Source organism: Auraticoccus monumenti, from assembly GCF_900101785.1.
GTDB classification, from domain to species: domain Bacteria; phylum Actinomycetota; class Actinomycetes; order Propionibacteriales; family Propionibacteriaceae; genus Auraticoccus; species Auraticoccus monumenti.
In genome coordinates, this window is record NZ_LT629688.1 from 1034240 (window position 1) to 1052829 (window position 18590).

At 74.7% G+C, this 18590-nt stretch carries 18 protein-coding genes; 13 read left to right on the forward strand and 5 right to left on the reverse strand.

Features of this window, described 5'->3' with window-relative positions; translation table 11 throughout:
- Window positions 1-10 precede the first annotated feature (10 nt).
- The 3 genes from BLT52_RS04785 to argE are packed head-to-tail and all read right to left on the reverse strand — an operon-like array spanning window position 11 to window position 3497.
- Entirely contained in the window at window positions 11-967 is a 957-nt protein-coding gene (locus BLT52_RS04785) for an aldo/keto reductase (protein WP_197679188.1), read from the reverse strand.
- 53 nt (window positions 968-1020) lie between these two features.
- Window positions 1021-2304 carry an MFS transporter gene (locus BLT52_RS04790; RefSeq protein ID WP_090591163.1) on the reverse strand — a complete coding sequence of 428 codons (1284 nt, stop codon included), beginning with the start codon at window positions 2302-2304 and terminating at the stop codon, window positions 1021-1023.
- Window positions 2301-3497, reverse strand: coding sequence for an acetylornithine deacetylase (argE, locus tag BLT52_RS04795; RefSeq protein WP_231946499.1), 1197 nt, complete (start codon window positions 3495-3497; stop codon window positions 2301-2303). Before argE ends, BLT52_RS04790 begins: the two co-directional genes overlap by 4 nt.
- Before the next feature lie 277 nt (window positions 3498-3774).
- Here argE and BLT52_RS04800 point away from each other — a divergent pair, with 277 nt between their 5' ends.
- Genes BLT52_RS04800 through BLT52_RS04815 form a run of 4 tightly spaced genes read left to right on the forward strand, consistent with a single transcriptional unit; the run spans window position 3775 to window position 6095 of the window.
- On the forward strand, window positions 3775-4482 hold the full coding sequence (locus tag BLT52_RS04800) for a HemK2/MTQ2 family protein methyltransferase (protein ID WP_157676979.1): 708 nt from the start codon (window positions 3775-3777) through the stop codon (window positions 4480-4482).
- Window positions 4479-4703 (forward strand): CDGSH iron-sulfur domain-containing protein, encoded by a 225-nt coding sequence (locus BLT52_RS04805; protein WP_231946500.1) that lies wholly within the window; start codon window positions 4479-4481, stop codon window positions 4701-4703. Before BLT52_RS04800 ends, BLT52_RS04805 begins: the two co-directional genes overlap by 4 nt.
- Entirely contained in the window at window positions 4700-5707 is a 1008-nt protein-coding gene (locus BLT52_RS04810; protein WP_090591164.1) for an iron-containing redox enzyme family protein, read from the forward strand. The genes BLT52_RS04805 and BLT52_RS04810 overlap by 4 nt, the downstream gene beginning before the upstream one ends.
- Window positions 5691-6095, forward strand: coding sequence for a hypothetical protein (locus BLT52_RS04815; RefSeq protein WP_090591166.1), 405 nt, complete (start codon window positions 5691-5693; stop codon window positions 6093-6095). Before BLT52_RS04810 ends, BLT52_RS04815 begins: the two co-directional genes overlap by 17 nt.
- A gap of 204 nt (window positions 6096-6299) precedes the next feature.
- Here BLT52_RS04815 and BLT52_RS04820 read toward each other — a convergent pair whose 3' ends face one another.
- Window positions 6300-6965 carry a DUF4232 domain-containing protein gene (locus tag BLT52_RS04820; protein WP_157676980.1) on the reverse strand — a complete coding sequence of 222 codons (666 nt, stop codon included), beginning with the start codon at window positions 6963-6965 and terminating at the stop codon, window positions 6300-6302.
- A gap of 490 nt (window positions 6966-7455) precedes the next feature.
- Here BLT52_RS04820 and BLT52_RS04825 point away from each other — a divergent pair, with 490 nt between their 5' ends.
- Together BLT52_RS04825 and BLT52_RS04830 are read left to right on the forward strand one after the other, a co-directional pair.
- Window positions 7456-8370: a CPBP family intramembrane glutamic endopeptidase gene (locus BLT52_RS04825; protein ID WP_197679189.1), complete on the forward strand. Its 915-nt coding sequence runs from the start codon at window positions 7456-7458 to the stop codon at window positions 8368-8370.
- Between the two features lie 274 nt (window positions 8371-8644).
- Window positions 8645-9511, forward strand: a complete 867-nt coding sequence (locus tag BLT52_RS04830; RefSeq protein WP_090596299.1) for an alpha/beta fold hydrolase — start codon at window positions 8645-8647, stop codon at window positions 9509-9511.
- Window positions 9512-9599: 88 nt separating this feature from the next.
- Here BLT52_RS04830 and BLT52_RS04835 read toward each other — a convergent pair whose 3' ends face one another.
- Window positions 9600-11207, reverse strand: coding sequence for a S1C family serine protease (locus BLT52_RS04835; protein ID WP_090591170.1), 1608 nt, complete (start codon window positions 11205-11207; stop codon window positions 9600-9602).
- Between the two features lie 115 nt (window positions 11208-11322).
- On the opposite strand from BLT52_RS04835, the gene BLT52_RS04840 reads away from it, so the two are divergent.
- The 7 genes from BLT52_RS04840 (at window position 11323) to BLT52_RS04870 (ending at window position 18529) form a co-directional block, all read left to right on the forward strand.
- Window positions 11323-12684 carry a cryptochrome/photolyase family protein gene (locus BLT52_RS04840; protein WP_090591172.1) on the forward strand — a complete coding sequence of 454 codons (1362 nt, stop codon included), beginning with the start codon at window positions 11323-11325 and terminating at the stop codon, window positions 12682-12684.
- Between the two features lie 288 nt (window positions 12685-12972).
- Window positions 12973-13965, forward strand: coding sequence for a hypothetical protein (locus BLT52_RS04845; RefSeq protein ID WP_090591174.1), 993 nt, complete (start codon window positions 12973-12975; stop codon window positions 13963-13965).
- Window positions 13966-14047: 82 nt separating this feature from the next.
- A complete protein-coding gene (locus BLT52_RS04850) occupies window positions 14048-14704 on the forward strand; it encodes a class I SAM-dependent methyltransferase (RefSeq protein WP_231946501.1) in 657 nt (218 codons plus the stop codon).
- Between the two features lie 235 nt (window positions 14705-14939).
- On the forward strand, window positions 14940-15281 hold the full coding sequence (locus BLT52_RS04855; RefSeq protein ID WP_090591176.1) for a bifunctional 3-phenylpropionate/cinnamic acid dioxygenase ferredoxin subunit: 342 nt from the start codon (window positions 14940-14942) through the stop codon (window positions 15279-15281).
- Window positions 15278-16552, forward strand: a complete 1275-nt coding sequence (locus BLT52_RS04860) for an NAD(P)/FAD-dependent oxidoreductase (RefSeq protein WP_090591177.1) — start codon at window positions 15278-15280, stop codon at window positions 16550-16552. Before BLT52_RS04855 ends, BLT52_RS04860 begins: the two co-directional genes overlap by 4 nt.
- A gap of 372 nt (window positions 16553-16924) precedes the next feature.
- Window positions 16925-17431 carry an SRPBCC family protein gene (locus BLT52_RS04865; RefSeq protein WP_090591180.1) on the forward strand — a complete coding sequence of 169 codons (507 nt, stop codon included), beginning with the start codon at window positions 16925-16927 and terminating at the stop codon, window positions 17429-17431.
- A gap of 9 nt (window positions 17432-17440) precedes the next feature.
- Complete coding sequence (locus BLT52_RS04870; RefSeq protein ID WP_197679190.1) at window positions 17441-18529, forward strand: sigma-70 family RNA polymerase sigma factor; 1089 nt, start codon at window positions 17441-17443, stop codon at window positions 18527-18529.
- Window positions 18530-18590: the final 61 nt, after the last annotated feature.

Below are 18590 nucleotides of genomic sequence, written 5' to 3' on the forward strand. Positions count from 1 at the left end.
AGGGGCGGGCTCAGACGGTGATGGCGTCCAGGGCGTCCAGGTCCTCGGCGGTGGGCTGCCAGCGCAGAGCGGCGGCGTTGGCCCGGACCTGGTCCCCGGAGGTGGCCCCGGAGATCACCGACGAGACGCACGGCTGGGCGGCCAGGCCGGCGACGGCCACGTCGAGGATGCTCAGGTCGCGCTCGCGGGCGTAGGCCTCGACGGCCTCGATGCGGTCCCAGTCCGCCTCCGCCAGCCACTGCGACCGCGAGGAGTCCAGCGCCGCACGGGAGCCCTCCGGGGCGGCCTGCCCACGGCGGTACTTCCCCGACAGCAGCCCGTACTCCAGCGGGAAGTACGGCAGGATCCCCAGCCCGAAGCGCTCGGCGGCCGGCGCCACCTCGGCCTCGATGCTGCGGTCCAGCAGCGAGTAGCGGTTCTGCACCGAGACGAAGCGGGCGAGGTCGGACGTCCGCGAGGTCCAGTCGGCGTCGGCGATCTGCCAGCCGGCGAAGTTCGAGCAGCCGAGGTAGCCGATCTTGCCCTCGTGGACCAGGTCGTCCAGCACCGACAGCGTCTCCTCGATCGGCGTCACGTCGTCGGGCACGTGCAGCTGGTAGAGGTCGATGTGGTCGGTGCGGAGCCGTCGCAGGCTGGCCTCGACGGCGCGTCGGACGTAGCGGCGGGAGGCCCGGACGCCCTGGTCCTCGCCGTTCGACCCGCGCATGTCGGCACCGAACTTGGTGGCCAGCACGAAGGCGTCCCGCTGCCCCTGCAGGACCTCGCCGATCAGCTCCTCGCTGCCCCCGGGCGGGTCGCCGTAGACGTCGGCGGTGTCGAGGAGGGTGACACCGGTGTCGCGGGCGGCGGCCACGATGTCGCGGACCCCGTCCAGGTCGACCCGGCGGCTGAAGGCGTTGCAGCCGATCCCCACCGCGCTGACCATCAGGCCGGAGTCGCCCAGCGGGCGGTACGTCATGTCGCTCATGCCCGCGACGCTACCGGGGCCGTCCGGGTCGACCCGGACGGCCCCCGGGAGGCTCAGCGCTGGCCGAACACCTTCCGCGCCACCACGAGGCCCACCAGCGAGAGCAGGCAGACGCCCATGTAGTAGAAGGCCGGGGACTCGATCACCTCGGTGGCGGCGATCAGCGCCACGAAGATGGCCGCCGCGAACCCGCCGAAGGCGGTCACGCCGATGTTGTAGGACAGCGCCAGCCCGGTGCCGCGGATCTCGGTCGGGAACATCGCCGACAGCAGGGCCGGCAGCGGCGCGAAGTAGCCGGCGGTCAGCACCCCGAGCAGGAACTGGGCCAGGGTCAGCGTCCCCAGCCCGGGGGAGGTGGTGATCAGCAGGAACAGCGGGTAGATGGCCACGATCCCCACCACCGCGGTCACCAGCATCACCGTGGTGCAACCCACCCGGTCGGCCAGCCGGCCCACGAACGGCGACAGCACGAACAGCGTCACCCCGGCCACGATGTTGCCCAGGAAGCCTGAGTACGTCGGCAGCCCCAGGTTGGTGATCGAGAACGTCGGCAGGTAGGACAGCAGGTAGATCGAGATGGTGGCCATGCCGACGCAGACGGCCGCGGTGAGCACCCGGCCGGCGTTCTGCACGAAGGTGCGGACGAAGACCCCCAGGCTCAGCGGCTCGGTGGCCAGGAACTCCGGGGTGTCGTCCATCGAGCGGCGGATCCAGATGCCGACCGGGCCGATCAGCAGACCGAAGAAGAACGGCACCCGCCAGCCCCAGGAGGTCAGCGCCTCCGGGCTCAGGGAGCTGAACAGCGCCAGCCCGAACGAGCCGGCCAGCAGCAGCGCGACACCCTGGGTGGCCACCTGCCAGCTGCCGAGGAAGGCCTTGCCACGGGTGGTGTTCTCGGTCAGGAACGCGGTCGCGCTGCCGAACTCGCCACCGGCGGAGAAGCCCTGCAGCAGCCGGGCCAGGATCAGCAGCCCCGCCGCCCAGGCCCCGATCATGGCGTGGGTCGGCGCGAGCGCCATCAGCCCGACCCCGACGGTCATGATCGCGATGGTCAGCGTCAGCGCCGCCTTGCGGCCGGCGCGGTCGGCGTAGCGGCCGAGGAAGATCGCGCCGACCGGTCGGGCCAGGTAGCTGACCGCGAACACCCCGAAGGTGAGGATCAGCCCGGTCGCCCCCTCCTGCGTCGGGAAGAAGACGCGGGTGATGACCGAGGCGAAGGAGGCGTAGACGATGATGTCGAACCACTCCAGCGCGTTGCCGGTGCCGGCGGCGACGACGGCGCGCCTCGCCCGCCGGCGCTCCTCCTCGGTCTGCCCGACCAGGGTCGAGGTGCTCATCGGTCCTCCTCCGTGCTCAGCTCGGCGACCAGACGGTCGACGAAGTTCTCGCAGGCCTCGATCTGGGCCAGCTCCACGTACTCGTCCGCGGCGTGGGCCTGGGCGATGTCGCCCGGCCCGCACACCACGGTGGCGATCCCGGTGCCGGCGAACTGCCCGGCCTCGGTGCCGTAGGTGACCTTGCCGTCCGAGGGCTCGGCCCCCAGCCGGGTGGCCAGCTCGACCGCGCGGGAGGAGGGCTCGGTGTCCAGACCGGGCACCTTGGCCAGCAGCTCGACCCGGACGCCGACCTGCCCGGCGCGCTGGGACCCCTCGGCCTCGGCGCGCATGTCGGCCTCGATCCGGGCGGCCTCGGCCTCGATGCCCTCGATCACGGCGTCGACGTCGAGCGTGGTGAGCCCGCGGAACTCCAGCTGCAGGGTGCAGGTCTCGGGGACGGTGTTGCCGGCGATCCCGCCGCGGACCAGGTTCACGCTGCCGGTCGTCCAGGCCACCGGGTAGGCGTCGTCGTGCGGGCCCTCGGTGCGCCAGCGGTCGGCCTGCTCGCGGGCGTAGCGGATCAGCCGGGCGGCGTGCTCGATGGCGTTGACCCCGTGCGGGGTCAGCGAGGAGTGGGCGGCGATCCCGGTGAAGGTGACCTCGATCAGGTTGATCGACTTGTGCCCGCGGATGATCCGCATGCTGGTCGGCTCCCCGACGATGCAGGTGTGCGGCTCCAGACCCAGGCGCTGGACGTCCTGCACGAGCCGGGCCCCGCCGACGCAGCCGACCTCCTCGTCGTGGGTCAGCGCCAGGTGCACCGGCTCGGCCAGCCGGGCCGAGGTGAGCTCGGGCAGCCGGGACAGGATCACGCCGAGGTAGGACTTCATGTCCGCGCTGCCGCGGCCGTAGAGGCGTCCGTCGCGCACCTCCGGCACGAAGGGGTCGCTGTGCCAGTCCTGGTCGTCCACGGGGACCACGTCGGTGTGCGCGCTGAGCACCACGCCGCCGGTCCGGGTGCCGTCCGCAGCCGGGATGGTGGCCAGCAGGTTGGCCTTGTCGCCCTCCTCGGTGGGCAGCACCGTCGCCTCGATCCCGAACCGGGACAGCTCCTCGGCGACCAGCTCGATCAGCTCGAGGTTGGAGTTGCGGCTGGTGGTGTCCAGGGAGATCAGGCGGTTGATCCACTCCAGGGAGCGCGGGTGCTGCGTCACGGCGGGCCTTCCGGGTCGTACGGGAGCAGGGCCGGCGGGGAGCCCGGGCCGACCGTCAGACCCTAGCCCCGGCGGACCGCGCCGGTGCCTGCTCCTTCGTGCTGGTGAGACCCCGGCTACCAGCGGAACACGGTCGCCGTACGGGTGCCGGCCGAGGCGCGGGTCCCGCCCCCTGCCGGGGGGGACGTCCGCGCACGACAGCGGTTTCGTCCAGGTCCCAGCGGGATAGGAGGAGGACAGCGTGACGCCCCCTGGTCGCGCCCGACGTAGGAGGACCATGACCGAGGCGTACGCCCGTACCGGCTCGATCACCACGACCGGCGGGCGTCGGTCCCGGCCCGTCCCGGTGCGGGTGCCCGGCACCTACCGGGTCCAGCACGACTCCCTGCTGCTGGCCGAGCAGGTCCGCCGGCTGGCCCCGGGTCGCCGGGTGCTGGACGTCTGCACCGGCAGCGGCTTCCTGGCCCTGACCGCGGCCCGGGTCGGGGCGTCGGCGGTGACGGCGGTCGACATCGCCCGGCCCGCGGTGGCCAGCACCCGGATCAACTCCCTGCTCCTCCGCGCCGCGGTGGACGTCCGCCGCGGTGACCTCTTCGCCCCGGTCGGGCAGCAGCGCTTCGACCTGGTCGTGTGCAACCCGCCCTACGTCCCCGCCCCCACCGACGAGCTGCCCACCCGCGGCCTGGCCCGGGCCTGGGACGGCGCCACCAGCGGCCGGGCCGTGCTGGACCGGGTCTGCGACGACGTCGCGGGCGTCCTCGCCCCCGGTGGCACGGTGGCCCTGGTGCACTCCTCGGTGATCGGGGAGGAGAAGACGCTGGAGCGGCTGGCCTCCCGCGGGGTCCAGGCCGAGGTGGTCTGCCGCCGGCTCATCCCGTTCGGGCCGGTGATGACCAACCGGGCAGACTGGCTGCGCAGCCGGGGCCTGCTGGGCCCCGAGGAGCAGGAGGAGACGCTGGTGGTCGTGGTGGGCAGGCGCGCGTGAGCGAGATCGCGCGTGCGAGCGGGGCCGACGGTGCCCGGCGCCACCGGGTGACGCTGACCGACGACGGCCCGGTGCTGGTCGAGGGCCCGGTCGAGGTGGAGCTGCCCGACGGGACGGTGGTCGAGCTGGACCGCCCGGTGGTGGCCCTGTGCACCTGCCGGCGCAGCAAGATCTACCCGGCCTGCGACACCAGCCACCGACGACGGAGGAGAGCACGATGACCACCACGACGCACCCGGCGGTGGAGGTGCTGGACCGCCTCGAGCTGCCCGCCCCCTGCGGCCCGCTGTCGGAGGCCGTGCTCGCCACCCTGCGGGGCCAGAGCCCCACCTGGCCCTCGGTCGACGACGCCGACCCCTTCGGCCGCGACCTCCAGCTCGCCCTCGCGCTGGGCTACGAGCCGCACTACCGCTCGATCGAGGGCGTGTCGGAGGACGTCGAGTGGGACCCGTCGCTGCTGGCGGCCCGGACCCGGATGGAGGGGCACTTCCTGGCCGCGCTGCGGGCCGGGGTGGCCGGTGGTGACGACGTCGACGCGGTGGTGCAGGAGCTCCTGGTCGAGCCCGTCGAGGGCACCGGGGTGTCCTGGCACCTGGCCGCGGACGGGGAGGCCTGGCAGTTCGCCGAGTACGTGGCGCACCGGGCGCACTACCACCGCAAGGAGGCCGACCCCCAGTCCTGGGTGGTGCCGCGGCTGCAGGGCGCGGCCAAGGCCGGGCTGGTCACCGTGGAGCACGACGAGTACGGGGCCGGTCGTGCCGGGGCGATGCACTCCTGGCTGTACGCCGAGATGATGACCGAGCTCGGGCTGGACCACCGCTACGGCGCCTACCTCGGCGACACCAGCCGGTGGGTGCTGGCGGAGGTGAACCTGCAGACCCTGTGCGGGCTGCGACGGAGCCTGCGCGGGGCCTCGGTCGGGCTGTTCGCGGTGATCGAGCTGACCTCCTCCCCCGGGTCGGCGCGGCTGGTCAAGGCCGCCCGCCGGCTCGGTCTGGGACCGGCCAGCGAGTACTTCTACGCCGAGCACGTGGAGGCCGACGCCGTCCACGAGCAGGTGCTGCGACGTGACGTGCTGCGCCCGCTGCTGGCCCTCGAGCCGCACCTGGGCGCCGACGTCGTCTTCGGCATCCAGGCCAGCGACCTGCTCGGCGACGGCTTCTCCGCGGAGCTGCTGGGCGCCTGGGCCCGGGGCGAGCGGACCGTCGGTGCGCCGCTCGGCTGACCGCCTCCCGACCCGCAGCGTGGTGCTGCTCGGCCTCCCCACGGCGGTGCTCGGCCTGCTGCTGGTGCTGCTCCCGGGGTGGTCCGCCGACGCCCTCGGTTTCGGGCGCGGTCACGGCGGACGCCGCACCGCCCGGCTGCTCGGCGTCCGCGAGCTGGTGGCCACGGCCGTCTTCGCCCGACGACGCACCCCGGGCTCGTCGTGGGTCTTCGTGGCCCAGGACGCGATGGACCTCCCGCTCCTGCTGGCACTGCTCGGTCGGCAGCGCCGCACGCCGGGCTCGTCCCCGGTGCGTCGGGCGGTGCTGCTCTGCCTGCTGCTGACCGTCGTGGACGTCACCTCGGCGCTGCGTCACCGCCGCGGGGTCACCGCTCGACGGCCTCGCTGACCCTCGTACCAGACCCGGTCCCGGCCACCGCTCCCCGCCGCCGCCCGCTCCCCGCCGCCGCCCGCGCCCAGCCACCGCCCCGGCCGCGAGTGCGGTCGAGTCGGCGGGGTGGGCGTCGACGAGCGACGATCTGCCCGCACCCGCGCGCTCCGGTGGCGATCGTTCGCAGTGCGGTGGGACGGACTCCTCGCGTCGAGTGGGGTGCTACTGGTCGACGGCCTCGCTGACCGTCGGCGCCCAGTCGTGCACGTCCACCTCGGTCAGGCCGTCGGCGTCCAGCTGGGCGCGCTTGGTGGCGGTGAGGGTGGGGCGCAGCCGGAAGACCAGCTGGTGCCCGGCGGTGGGCTGGGTGGAGAGCGGGGCGACCAGCCAGTGCAGCTGCAGGTAGGCGCTCCGCCCGGGTGCGAGCTCGGTGGCCGTGGTCGGGCGGTGCTCGTCGGGGAGGAAGGTGGTCCCCACCGGTGAGCCGTCGGCGTCGCGGACCCGGAGGTCGGGTCGGGCGGGCAGGTCGAAGGGCTCGTCGGTGCAGTTGGTGACGCCGAGCACCAGGTAGCGGTGCCCGAGCGCGGCCTCCACCTCGCCGCTGCTCACCACCAGCCGGTCCGAGCCCTCGCACCCGACGGAGTCGAGCGGGAGCGCGTCCACCTCGTCCGTGCCCGGGGCCGAGTCGTCGGAGGGGGACGCACTGGCCGGCGGCGTCGGCACGGGCTGCGGCGACGTCGGTCCGTCGGGGCTGGGGACGGGGGGAGCCGGGGCCTGGTTGCCCGGCACCGCCTCCAGCCGCGGCGCGGGGCGTCCGAGCAGCACCGCGCCGATGACGACAGCCGCCACCATGGCCACCACCAGCCCCGTCACCCACCGCCGCCTCACCCCGTCATCCTCCCAGCACCCGCGCTCCGACGTCAGCGACCGACGTCCCGCCGTGAGTACCCGGCAGGACGTCGATCGCCGGGACCTGGTACGACCAGGGGCCTCCCTCGGACGTGCTGAGGGTGTCGTGGGTGGTGGGCGCCTGACGGGTGTGGGCGCGGTGGTGCTGGGAGGCCGGGCGTGCCGATGGGGCGGATCTGGTGCCCGGGCGGTCCAGCTCTCGGGGACGGGAGACAGGCAGCCCGCTGGCCGACGGCGCCGATGTGGCGTCGCCGAGCGGCTGGATGGCCCCGCCCCGGGTCAACCCGTCCCTGCGACCGGTCGACCCGAGCGGGTCTGGGCCGTGGCGGCAGGACTTGAGGGTGTTCCGAGGACACGGTGTCTGCTGGGCAGCGGCGCCGCTGCACCAGCGGTTCGCGGCGGGACGGACCTCCTCCCGCCCGGCGCCGGATGCTCGCTCCCGACAGCACACCACCGAATCGAGCAGCACGTGATCGACCGCACCGCCGTGACCGAACGGCGACCACCCCGGCCCGGACTCGACGACCGCCGCCCCTTCGGCGTGCACTTCCGGATGCCGGTGGGGAGGTCGGTCGTGCTGGTCGTCGCGCTGCCCCTCACCCTGCTGCTGTCGCAGCTCGCACTCCGACGGCTGGCGGCCCTGGTCGAGGGCACCGACCCGCTGGCGCCCACGCTCACCCCGCTGAGGCTGCTGGCCGCCAACCTCAGCACGGGTCTGACTGCGCTGCTCGCGATGGTCCTCGTGGTGCGGTTCGCCGGGGTGCCGTGGCGCAGGGTGCTCAGCTCGCCCCGTGCCCCCGACCCGCGTCGCCTGGTGGTGTACCTGCTGGGCTCGGCCGCGCTCGTGGGGGTGGGCATGGCCGTCGTCGCCGGCATCGCCCCGGGGAGCACGGGCTGGCGGGCGTTCGGCATCAGCGGCACCACCGTGGCGGTGCTCGTGGTCGTGGCCCTCTCCACCCCGTTCCAAGCGGCCGGTGAGGAGATCATCTTCCGCGGCGCCATCCTCCCGGCGGCCGGGTCGTGGTTCCGCGCGGTGCGGCCGGCCTTCCTCGCCGGACTGGTCGTCTCCGGCCTCGCGTTCGCGCTGGTGCACGGCCGCAACGACCCCTGGCTCTTCGGCTACTACGTCTTCCTCTCCGCCTGCACCGCGCAGATGGGCCGGATCTCCCGCGGCCTCGACGCCGCCGTCGCGTTCCACGTGGCGAACAACGTGGTGATCACCAGCGTCAACGTCCTGCTCGCCGGGGGTGGCGTCATCGCCGTCGACGGGTCCAACGGCGCCGGTGGCGGCCCCGCGCTGCTCGTCCTCGCCGCGGTGGACCTGGCCGTGGTGGCCATGGTCTGGCACCGGGAGCGCCGCCAGGGCTCGGACCACCTCCGCTGAGGGTGGGGAGCGCTCGGGTGGGGCGGGCGTCGTCTCAGCCCGCGCGACGGCCCCGACGGCGCTGCAGGCCCTCCGACGGGCCCTGCGCCCGGCCGGTCATCCCGCTGCTCGGCACCTGTGTGTCGTCGTCACGGTCCTGCTCCGCGGTGGGGGCGCAGGTGCCGACCCCCCAGCAGCCGGCTGAGCCAGAGGACCTCTTGACCCTGTTCTCAGAACACGTGCTCGAGTGGCGACGACGACCGGACGGGCCGGTCAGGGCAGAGAGGACGAGATCGTGGGACGCATCGAGGTCGGTACCGAGAACAGCACTCCGGTGGAGCTCTACCACGAGGACCAGGGCACGGGTCAGCCCGTGGTCCTCATCCACGGCTACCCGTTGGACGGCCACAGCTGGGAGCGCCAGACGCGTGAGCTGCTCGCCGCGGGCCACCGCGTCATCACCTACGACCGCCGCGGGTTCGGCCAGTCCTCCAAGGTCGGCAGCGGGTACGACTACGACACCTTCGCCACGGACCTCCACACCCTGCTGGAGACCCTCGACCTGCGCGACGTCGTCCTGGTCGGGTTCTCCATGGGGACGGGTGAGCTGGCGCGCTACGTCTCCCGGTACGGCACCGAGCGGGTGGCGAGGCTCGCCTTCCTGGCCTCGCTGGAGCCCTTCCTGGTCGCCCGCGAGGGCAACCCCGACGGGGTGCCGCAAGAGGTCTTCGACGGGATCGAGGCCGCCGCGAAGGCCGACCGCTACGCCTGGTTCGGGCAGTTCTTCTCCGACTTCTACGACCTGGAGGAGAACCTCGGCAGCCGGATCAGCCCGGAGGTGGTCCGCGCCAGCTGGGACGTCGCGATCTCCAGCGCCCCGGTGGCGGCCTACGCGGTCGTCTCCTCCTGGCTCGAGGACTTCCGGGCCGACGTCGAGGCGGTCGCCGCCAGCGGCAGGCCGGCCCTGATCCTGCACGGCACCGCCGACAAGATCCTCCCCGTCGACGTCACCGCCCGCCGCTTCCGCCAGCTGCTGCCGGAGGCGGAGTACGTGGAGATCGAGGGTGCCCCGCACGGGCTGCTCTGGACCCACGCCGACGAGGTGAACGCCGCGCTGCTCGGCTTCCTCAGCTCCGACAGCCCGGTCACCACCGAGGTCTGACCCCTTCCCGACGCCAGCGACCGACGTCCCGCCGCGTGCTCGCGGCGGGCCGTCGGTCGTCGGACGGACGCAGGACCCGGGGCCCGGCTCAGGCGGCGCCGAGGGTGGCGTCGGTGGTGCTGGTCTCGCCGTCGCGCTCGTAGGTGAGGGTGACGGTGGTGCCGGGGGCCCAGTAGCGGACGGCGGCGATCAGGGCGTCCGCGGAGCCGGTGGGCACGCCCTGGACCTGGGTCACCACGTCTCCGGGCTGCAGGCCGGCGGCCTCGGCGGCGCTCCCCGGCTGGACCGTCTGCACGGTGGCGCCGGTGCTGCCGGTGGCGGAGTCGGTGCCGGCCAGAGCCACGCCCAGCGAGGCGTCGGTGGAGGAGCCGGTCTCGACGATCTCCCCGGCCACCCGGCTGGCCACGTCGGCGGGGATCGCGAACCCGATGCCGATGTTGCCCGCCTGCTCACCGCTGGACCCGGCGGTGCTGGCGATGGAGGAGTTGATGCCGACCACGCGGCCGTCCAGGTCGACCAGCGGCCCGCCGGAGTTGCCGGGGTTGATCGCGGCGTCGGTCTGCACGGCCTGGTAGACCGCGCTCCCGTCGGAGCCGGAGCGGACCGGTCGGGCGGTGTTGGAGACCACGCCGCTGGTGACGGTGTCGCTGAGGCCGAGCGGGGCGCCGACGGCGACCACGGTCTGCCCGACCGAGACCGAGTCGGAGGTGGCGAAGGTGGCCGGGGTCAGCGAGCCGAGGTCGAGGTCGGAGCCGTCCAGCTGGATCACGGCGAGGTCGGTCGTGCTGGACTGCCCCACCACCGTCGCCGCGGCCGTGCGGCCGTCGTCCAGGGTCACCCGGATCTGGGCACCCTGCCCGCCGCCGGCCACCACGTGCTCGTTGGTCAGCACGTGGCCCTCGGTGTCGAGGACGACGCCGGTGCCCAACCCGCTGGACTGGCTGCCGCGGACCTCGATGGTCACCGTGCTCGGGGCGATCACGTCGGCGGCCGCACCCACGGTGCCGTCGAGCTGGGCGCTGATCGGGGCGGCCCCGCCGTCGACGCTGATCGGCGACGTCACGGCCGGGGAGGCCTGGTCGAGCACGGCGTAGCCGCCGATGCCGGTGCCGGCCCCGACCAGGGCGGCCATCGCCACCGCGGCCGCCGTGGCCCGGACCCCGGACAGCCTCGGACGCCGGGCGACGGCCGTCCCCGCGCCGGGAGCGGCGGGAGCGGTCGCGGCCGGGACGCCGAACGCCCCGCTGGTCGCACCGGTACCCACGGTCCTCGTGGCGTGCGGGCTGCCGGCCGGTCCGGTGGCGTAGGGGAAGCCCGGCACCCCCGGACCGGTGCCGAGGTGGCCGCCGGCAGCCGGCCCGGGGGAGTGCACCGCGGCGGGGTTGAAGCCCTGCGCGCCGGAGCCGGCGGGGTCGAACCGCTGCCCGCCGAAGCCGGGTGCGTCGAACCCCCGCGCGTCGGAGGCGGCGGCGGGGTGGAAACCGGGGGCGCCGGAACCGGCCGGGGCGGACTCGCCGAGGGAGGCGTCCGGGGTGGCAGCCCACCCCGGTCGCGGGGAGGGCTGCGGCGTCCCGGCGGCCGGCCAGCCCGGGCCCGAGGGCCGGAGGTCGGGGCTCGCCGCGGGGCGGTCACCGGGGCGGGGGCTCCCGTCCGGGAAGGTGCCGGTGGGGTTCTGTGCGAAGGTCTCGTCGTCCATGTCCCTAGTTGACCGCCGGTGCCTGTGCGCGGTCTGTGAGGTCCCTGTCCGCGCTCTGGGACTTCCGGGCACGTCGGCGAAGGCCCTGTCGGGACGGTCACGTACGTTCGGCCGGGTGACGACCTCACTGATGTGGTTCCGGCGCGACCTGCGGCTGCACGACCACCCGGCCCTCGCGGCGGCGGCCACCGACGGCCCGGTGCTCCCGGTCTTCGTCCTCGACCCGGCCCTGCTGGCCACCGCCGGACCGGTGCGCACGCACTGCCTCTTCGAGGCGCTCGGCGCGCTGCACGGGGCCACCGACGGCGCCCTGGTGCTGCGGACCGGACGCCCGTCGGAGGTCCTCCCCGCGCTGGCCCGCGAGGTCGGCGCCGACAGCGTCCACGTCTCGGCCGAGACGACCCCCTACGGCCGCCGCCGCGACGAGCGGGTCGAGCAGGCCCTCGGCGAGGTGGAGCTGGTCCGGACCGGCAGCCCCTACGCGGTGACCCCCGGACGCGTGCGCAACGGCTCCGGGGACGCCTACCAGGTGTTCAGCCCCTTCTACCGGGCCTGGCAGCAGCACGGGTGGCGGGATCCCGCCGACCTGCCCCGGGACCTGGCCTGGGCGCGGGCCGACTCCGAGGAGCTCCCCGAGGACCCGCTGGACCGGCTGGCCGAGCGCCCGGAGCTGCCCGTGGTCACCGAGGCCGCCGCCCGGAAGCGCTACGCCCACTTCTTCGACGCCCTGCTCAGCGGCTACTCCACCGACCGCGACCGACCCGACCTCGACGGCACCTCCCAGCTCTCGGTGCAGCTCAAGTACGGCACCGTCCACCCGCGGACGCTGCTGGCCGGGCTGACCGGGCGCGGGCTCACGGAGGAGGCGGCGGCCGGTGTCGAGCGGTTCCGCACCGAGCTGTCCTGGCGCGAGTTCTACGCCGACGTGGTCTGGAACCAGCCGTCCTCGGCCTGGTCGGACCTCAAGCCCGCCCTGGCCAGCATGGTCTACGACGAGCCGGGCGCGGACTTCGAGGCGTGGCAGGCCGGGCGCACGGGCTACCCGATGGTCGACGCCGGGATGCGCCAGCTGCTGGCCATCGGCTGGGTGCACAACCGGGTCCGGATGCTCACCGCGAGCTTCCTGGTCAAGGACCTGCACCTGCACTGGTCGCACGGGGCCCGGCACTTCCTGCACCACCTCCGCGACGGGGACGTGGCCTCCAACAACCACGGCTGGCAGTGGGTGGCCGGGACGGGCACCGACGCCTCCCCCTACTTCCGGGTCTTCAACCCCGTCACCCAGGGCCAGAAGTTCGACCCGGCGGGGGACTACGTGCGCCGCTGGGTGCCCGAGCTGCGCCACCTGCCGGGCAAGAAGGTGCAGGAGCCGTGGACGGCCGAGGGCGGCTACGACCACGGCTACCCCGAGCGGGTCGTCGACCACGCCGAGGAGCGGCTGGAGGCCCTGCGTCGCTACGAGGCCGCCCGCCGCTGACCGGCAGCCGCCCGCGCCAGCCCGCTGCCGTCCCCGGAGCGGCTTCGCCGGACGCTCCGGGGGAGCCGCGCACCCCAGCCGTCGGTCGCCCGACACGGAGATTTAACCCGCTGTCCGGAGAGAAGAGGGCTCTGGGCATTGACCGCCCCCGAGCGGCCTCATTACGTTGAACTGGCGCGGGGGCAGCACCAGCCCCCTCGGTCGTCGACCTGGATCTCGGGGCTCAGTCCGTGCTCGGGCCGTCATCACCAGCGTTGCGGCACCACCCCCCACATCTCGGAGGAAAGCATGAAGCGCAAGATCCTTGCCATCACCGCCAGCGCCGGCCTCGCCGTCAGCTCGGCCCTCATCTTCTCCAGCCCGGCCAGCGCCGCACTGGTCACCCGTTGCGTGGGTGAGGGCGGCGCCGTGACCGTCCCCGGCGACCTCGTCGTCCCCGCCAACCAGGTGTGCACCCTGGACGGCACCACGATCCAGGGCAACGTCCGTGTCGCCAAGGGCGCGGACCTGGTGATGAACGACGTCACCGTCGAGGGCAACGTGGCCGCCGCCGAGAACGCCTACCTCGAGGCCGTCGGCTCCACCGTCAGCGGCCAGGTGGCCCTGCGTGGTGCCTTCGGCGCCTACATCGACGGCTCCTCGGTCGCCGGCAACGTGGCCACCCGGACCACCGCCACCGTGGACCAGGCCGGCTTCGTGCTGACCAACGACGCCGAGCTGGGCGGCAACCTGATCGCCGACGCCGGTGAGGTGCTCCTCGAGGCCTCCGCGGTCGAGGGCAACGTCAGCTCCGTCGGGAGCTACTACACCGACGTCTACGAGTCCTTCATCGACGGCAAGGTGACCGTGACGGGCAACGAGCTCGGCGGGGTCTTCTGCGCCGTGGCGATCGACGGGGTCAGCTCCTTCGCCGACAACGCCGGTGTCCTGCAGCTCGGCGCCGACGGCCCGAACACCTCCTGCGAGGGCACCAGCTACTGGGGCGACGACGTCAGCGTGACCGGCAACACCGGCGGTGTCTACGTCGACAACAACATCGTCAACGGCGACCTGGCCCTGACCGGCAACGACCCGGTCGCCCAGGTGGGCGCGAACAACCGCGTCCGTGGCGACGTCAGCGGCGAGTCCGAGGAGTGGGCCGGCACCGCCGACCCGCAGGCGCGCACCATGGCCCGGGCCGAGAAGCCCGCCAGCCGCAAGGACGCCCTGGAGAGCAAGATCGCCGACCGCGGCTCCGACGCCGAGGCCGAGGCCGAGAAGGTCGGGCCCGCCGACCTCTGATCGACCCGCAGCACCCGACGGGCCCGGACGCACTGCGTCCGGGCCCGTCCTGCGTCCTGGTGCGGCTCACTAGCATCGACGCGTGAGCCGACCCGAGCAGCGCCACGTGCCCGTCCCCGAGGCCGCGGCCGACGTCAACCGCTGGCAGCAGCTCGTGGACGCCGACCCCGGTCACTCCGCCCGCTACGCCGACCGCTTCCGCCGGATGCGGGTCGAGGGCGCGGACCTGGTCGGCGAGGCCAGGATGGTGGACGCGATGCTCGATCGCGGCTCGCGCGTCCTCGACGCCGGCTGCGGGCCCGGCCGCATCGGCGGTCACCTGGCGCGCCAGGGGCACCGGGTGGTCGGGGTCGACCTCGACCCGGCCCTGGTCGAGGTGGCCCGGGCCGAGGAGGAGGGCACCTACCTGGCCGGTGACCTCGCCGAGCTGGACGCGGTGCTCGCCGGAGCCGGTGAGCCCGCCGGGTTCGACGTCGTGGTCTGCGCCGGCAACGTGGTCACCTTCCTCGCCCCCACCCAGCGACGTCCCGTGCTCGACCAGCTGCGTCGGGCGCTGGCCCCCGACGGGCGGGCGGCGATCGGCTTCGGCGCGGGCCGCGGCTACCCCTTCGAGGAGTTCCTGGCCGACGCCGAGGCGGTCGGGCTGCGCCGGGAGCTGCTGCTGAGCAGCTGGGGCCTGCGCCCGGCCGGCGCCGACAGCTCCTTCCTGGTCGCGGTCCTCTCCGGGGGCGTTCGCTAGATTCGACGGGTCGGGACCAGGCCCGGTCGCACCGAGAGGGGTGGGCGGCCCGACCGCAGCACCCGGGCCCCGGTGTGGGCGCCCCGTCTTCGGGACGTGCCGGGGCGGGACGCGAGCCCCTCACGGGGTAAGGCCCCACGGGGCGCGTGCCGAGCACGGCCCCGGCCGGGAGCGGGATGCGACCGGCCGCAGCGCACCGGCAGCCGCCGGACAAACGTACGAGGACGGAGAAGGTATGAGCGAGGGCATCAGGATCGCCGCGGTAGCGGACGTCGACCCGGCAGACGCGATGCTGGTCGAGGCGGCCACGGTGGGGACCTCCGACGACGTGGCGCTGTTCCGCGACGACGACGGGACCTTCTACGCCCTCGACGACACCTGCTCCCACGAGGAGGCGTCGCTGTCCGACGGGTGGATCGAGGCCGGCGAGGTCGAGTGCCCGCTGCACGCCGCCCGCTTCTGCCTGCGCACCGGCGCCGCCCTCTGCCTGCCGGCCACCCGACCGGTGGGCACCCACCGGGTCGAGGTCCGCGGCGAGGACGTCTACCTCTTCCCCGGCGAGCCCACCCCGGCATGAGCGCCGGTCCGGTCGAGCCGCTGCAGCTCGTACGGGGCCGGGTGGCGGTGGTCGGTGGCGGGCTGGCGGCGGTCAGCCTGGTGCAGACGCTGCGGGCGGGCGGCTTCGTCGGTGCGCTGAGCGTGCTCGAGGCCGGGCCCGAACCCCACGACCGTCCTCCGCTCAGCAAGGCCTACCTCGCCGGGCGCCTCGGCCCCGACCAGCTGGCCCTCGTCCCGCCGACGTGGTGGGCCGAGCAGTCGGTGGACCTCCGCACCGGGGTGCGCGTCGAGGGGCTGGTCCGGCAGGCCGACGGCTCCCTGGTCGTGCTCGCCGACGGGGCGGAGGTCCCGGCCGACCGGGTGGTGCTGGCCAGCGGCGGTCGGCCGCGGCGTCCTCCCGTCCCGGGTGCCGAGCACGCGCTGGTCCTCCGTGACCGCGTCGACGCCGACGTCCTCCGCGACCGGCTGGGACCGGGGCACCGGCTGGTCGTGGTGGGCGGCGGGCTGGTCGGCTCGGAGGTGGCCGCCACGGCGCTGACCCTGGGCTGCCAGGTCACCGTGGTCGACCCGCAGGTCCCGTTGACCGCTCTGCTGGGTCACGAGCTGGCGGTGTGGCTGCACCTGCTGCACCGGGAGCGGGGCGTCGTCCTGGTGGCTGACGGGGTGGACCGGATCGAGTCGGGCTCGGTCCACGTCCCCGGTGCGGTGATCCCGGCCGACACGGTCCTCGTCGCCACCGGGCTGCTGCCGGAGGTGCCCGTGGTCGGGGTCGTCCCCGCCGGCGTCGAGGCGGGGACCCCGGAGGCGGTCGGTGCGGTCGAGGTGCTGACCCGGACCGAGGACGGTGCGGTGCTGGTCGACGAGGCCGGACGGTCCTCGGTGCCCGGGGTGCTCGCGGTGGGCGACTGCAGCGGGCGCTCGGCGGGCGGGCGCTCGGCCGGGCACTGGGACTCCGCGCGTCTGGACGCCGAGGCCGCAGCGGCCGGGCTGCTGGGGCTCCCGCTGCCGGTGCGCGGGCCGTCCTGGTTCTGGTCGGACCGTCACGGCCACCACCTGGAGGTGCTCGGCGCGCCGGCGGCCGCCGAGCAGCTGGTGACCCGCGGCGTCGTCGGCGAGCCGCCGTTCAGCTGCTTCGGGCTCACCGGCGGCCGGGTCGTGTCCGCCGCCAGCGTCGACGACCCGGCCGCGGTCAAGGTGGCCCGCCGGCTGGCGGCCCTGGGCACCGCGGTCGACCCCGCCGCCCTCGCCGACCCCGCCACCGACCTCCGCCGCCTCGCCCGCGCCCGCTGACCCGCCCCGCCGACCCGCCCAGCCCCGGCGGCCATCGACCCGCCCCGCGGACCCGGCCGCCTCCCCGGCCCACCGGTGCGCGCCGCCCGCCCGCGCTGCTCGCCCTGCCCGCGCTGCTCGCTGCCCGCCCACATGACCCACGTTGCCCCGTCTACGGGCACTCTCCCCCGCCTATAGACGGGGCTAAGTGCCCGTAGACGGGGCAACGTCGCGGGGTGCGGGGTGCGGGGTGCGGGGTGCGGGGTGCGGGGTGCGGGGTGCGGGGTGCGGGGTGCGGGGGTGCGGGGGTGCGGGGGTGCGGGGGCGCGGGGTGCCCGGGACGCAGAGGGTCGAGGACGTCGCGGCGACCGGGTCGGGCACTAGCGTGGCGGGATGCCTGTCGTCGAGTCCTCCCGCGAGGTGCCGGTCCCACCGGCGGTCGCCTTCGCCGTCTCCCAGACCACCGGGGCGACGCGCCTGCGCTGGGACCGGTTCATCCGCCGCCAGGTGCTGCTCGACGGCGCCACCGCCGCGGCGAAGGACGTCCGGACGCTGACCGTGCACCGCGCCGGGTTCCGGATGGTCAGCCGCTACGTCTCCTACCGCCCGCCCACGTCGGTGGGGATGGCCATGGAGTCCGGGCCGTGGTTCTTCGAGAGGCTCGGCGGCGGTTGGCGGTTCGCGGAGGTGCCCGGTGACCCCGGGCGCACGCTCGCCACCTGGCGCTACAACTTCGGCTGCCGCCCGGCCTGGCTGGCCCCGCTCGCCGAGCGGGTCGGCTCGCTCGTGCTGGGTCGGGAGATCGAGCGCCGTCTGGCCGGCTTCGTCCGCGGCTGCGCCGACCCGGAGGTGCTCACGGCCGTCGGCGAAGACCCTTCCGCTGTCGGCGCCGAGCAGTAGAGTCGGCCCATGCCGCAGAGCCTCAACACGGCCGTCTCCGGCCAGGACGCCACCGAGGACGTCGCCCCCGAGGGCCCGGTCGACGACGCCGGGCAGGTCGACCCATGGCCGGGGGACCCCGGGCACGTCGACGCCGACTTCATGGAGCTGGTCGCCCCGCTGCGCCGCGAGCTGACCGCCCACTGCTACCGGATGCTCGGCTCGGTGCACGAGGCCGAGGACCTGGTTCAGGAGACCTACGTCCGCGCCTGGCGCGCCCACGACCGGTTCGAGGGCCGCAGCAGCCTGCGCACCTGGATGTACACCATCGCCACCCGCGTCTGCCTGACCGCGCTGGAGAAGGGCAAGCGCCGCCCGATGCCCACCGGCCTCGGCCAGCCCGCCACCGACGCACGCGCCGAGCTGGTGGAGCGGACCGAGATCACCTGGCTCGAGCCCTGGCCGGGGGCGGCCGAGCGGGCCGACCCCGACCCGGCCTCGGTGGTCGTCGGTCACGAGAGCATCCGGCTGGCCTTCGTCGCCGCCCTGCAGCACCTGACCCCGCTGCAGCGCGCGGTGCTGGTCCTGCGCGAGGTGCTGGGCTACAGCGCCGCCGAGACGGCCTCGGTGCTGCAGACCACGGTGCCGGCGGTGAACAGCGCCCTGCAGCGCAGCCGGGCCCGGCTGGCCGACCTGCAGCAGAGCTCCGGCGCAGAGGCGTCCACCCTCGACGAGCGCTCCCAGCAGCTGGTCGAGCGCTACGCCCGGGCCTTCGAGCGCTACGACATCGACGAGATCGTCTCCGTTCTCACCGAGGACGCCGCCTGGGAGATGCCGCCCTTCGTCGGCTGGTACTCCGGGCCGGAGCAGATCGCCACCCTGATCTCGACCCGCTGCCCGGCCGAGGCGCCCGGTGACATGCGGATGGTCGCCACGACGGCCAACGGCCAGCCGGCCTTCGGGCTCTACATGCGGGGTCCCGACGGCGTCCACCGCCCGTTCCACCTGCAGGTGCTCTCGGTCCGCCCCCGCGCGGACGGGGAGCGGGTCGTCGACCACGTCGCCTGCTTCTTCGACCGCAGCCTGTTCCCCCGCTTCGGGCTGCCCGAGACGGTCTGAGTGCCGGAGCACGCCCCGCCAGCCCACCTCCCGTCCGTCTCGCGACGCGGGGCGGTGGCGC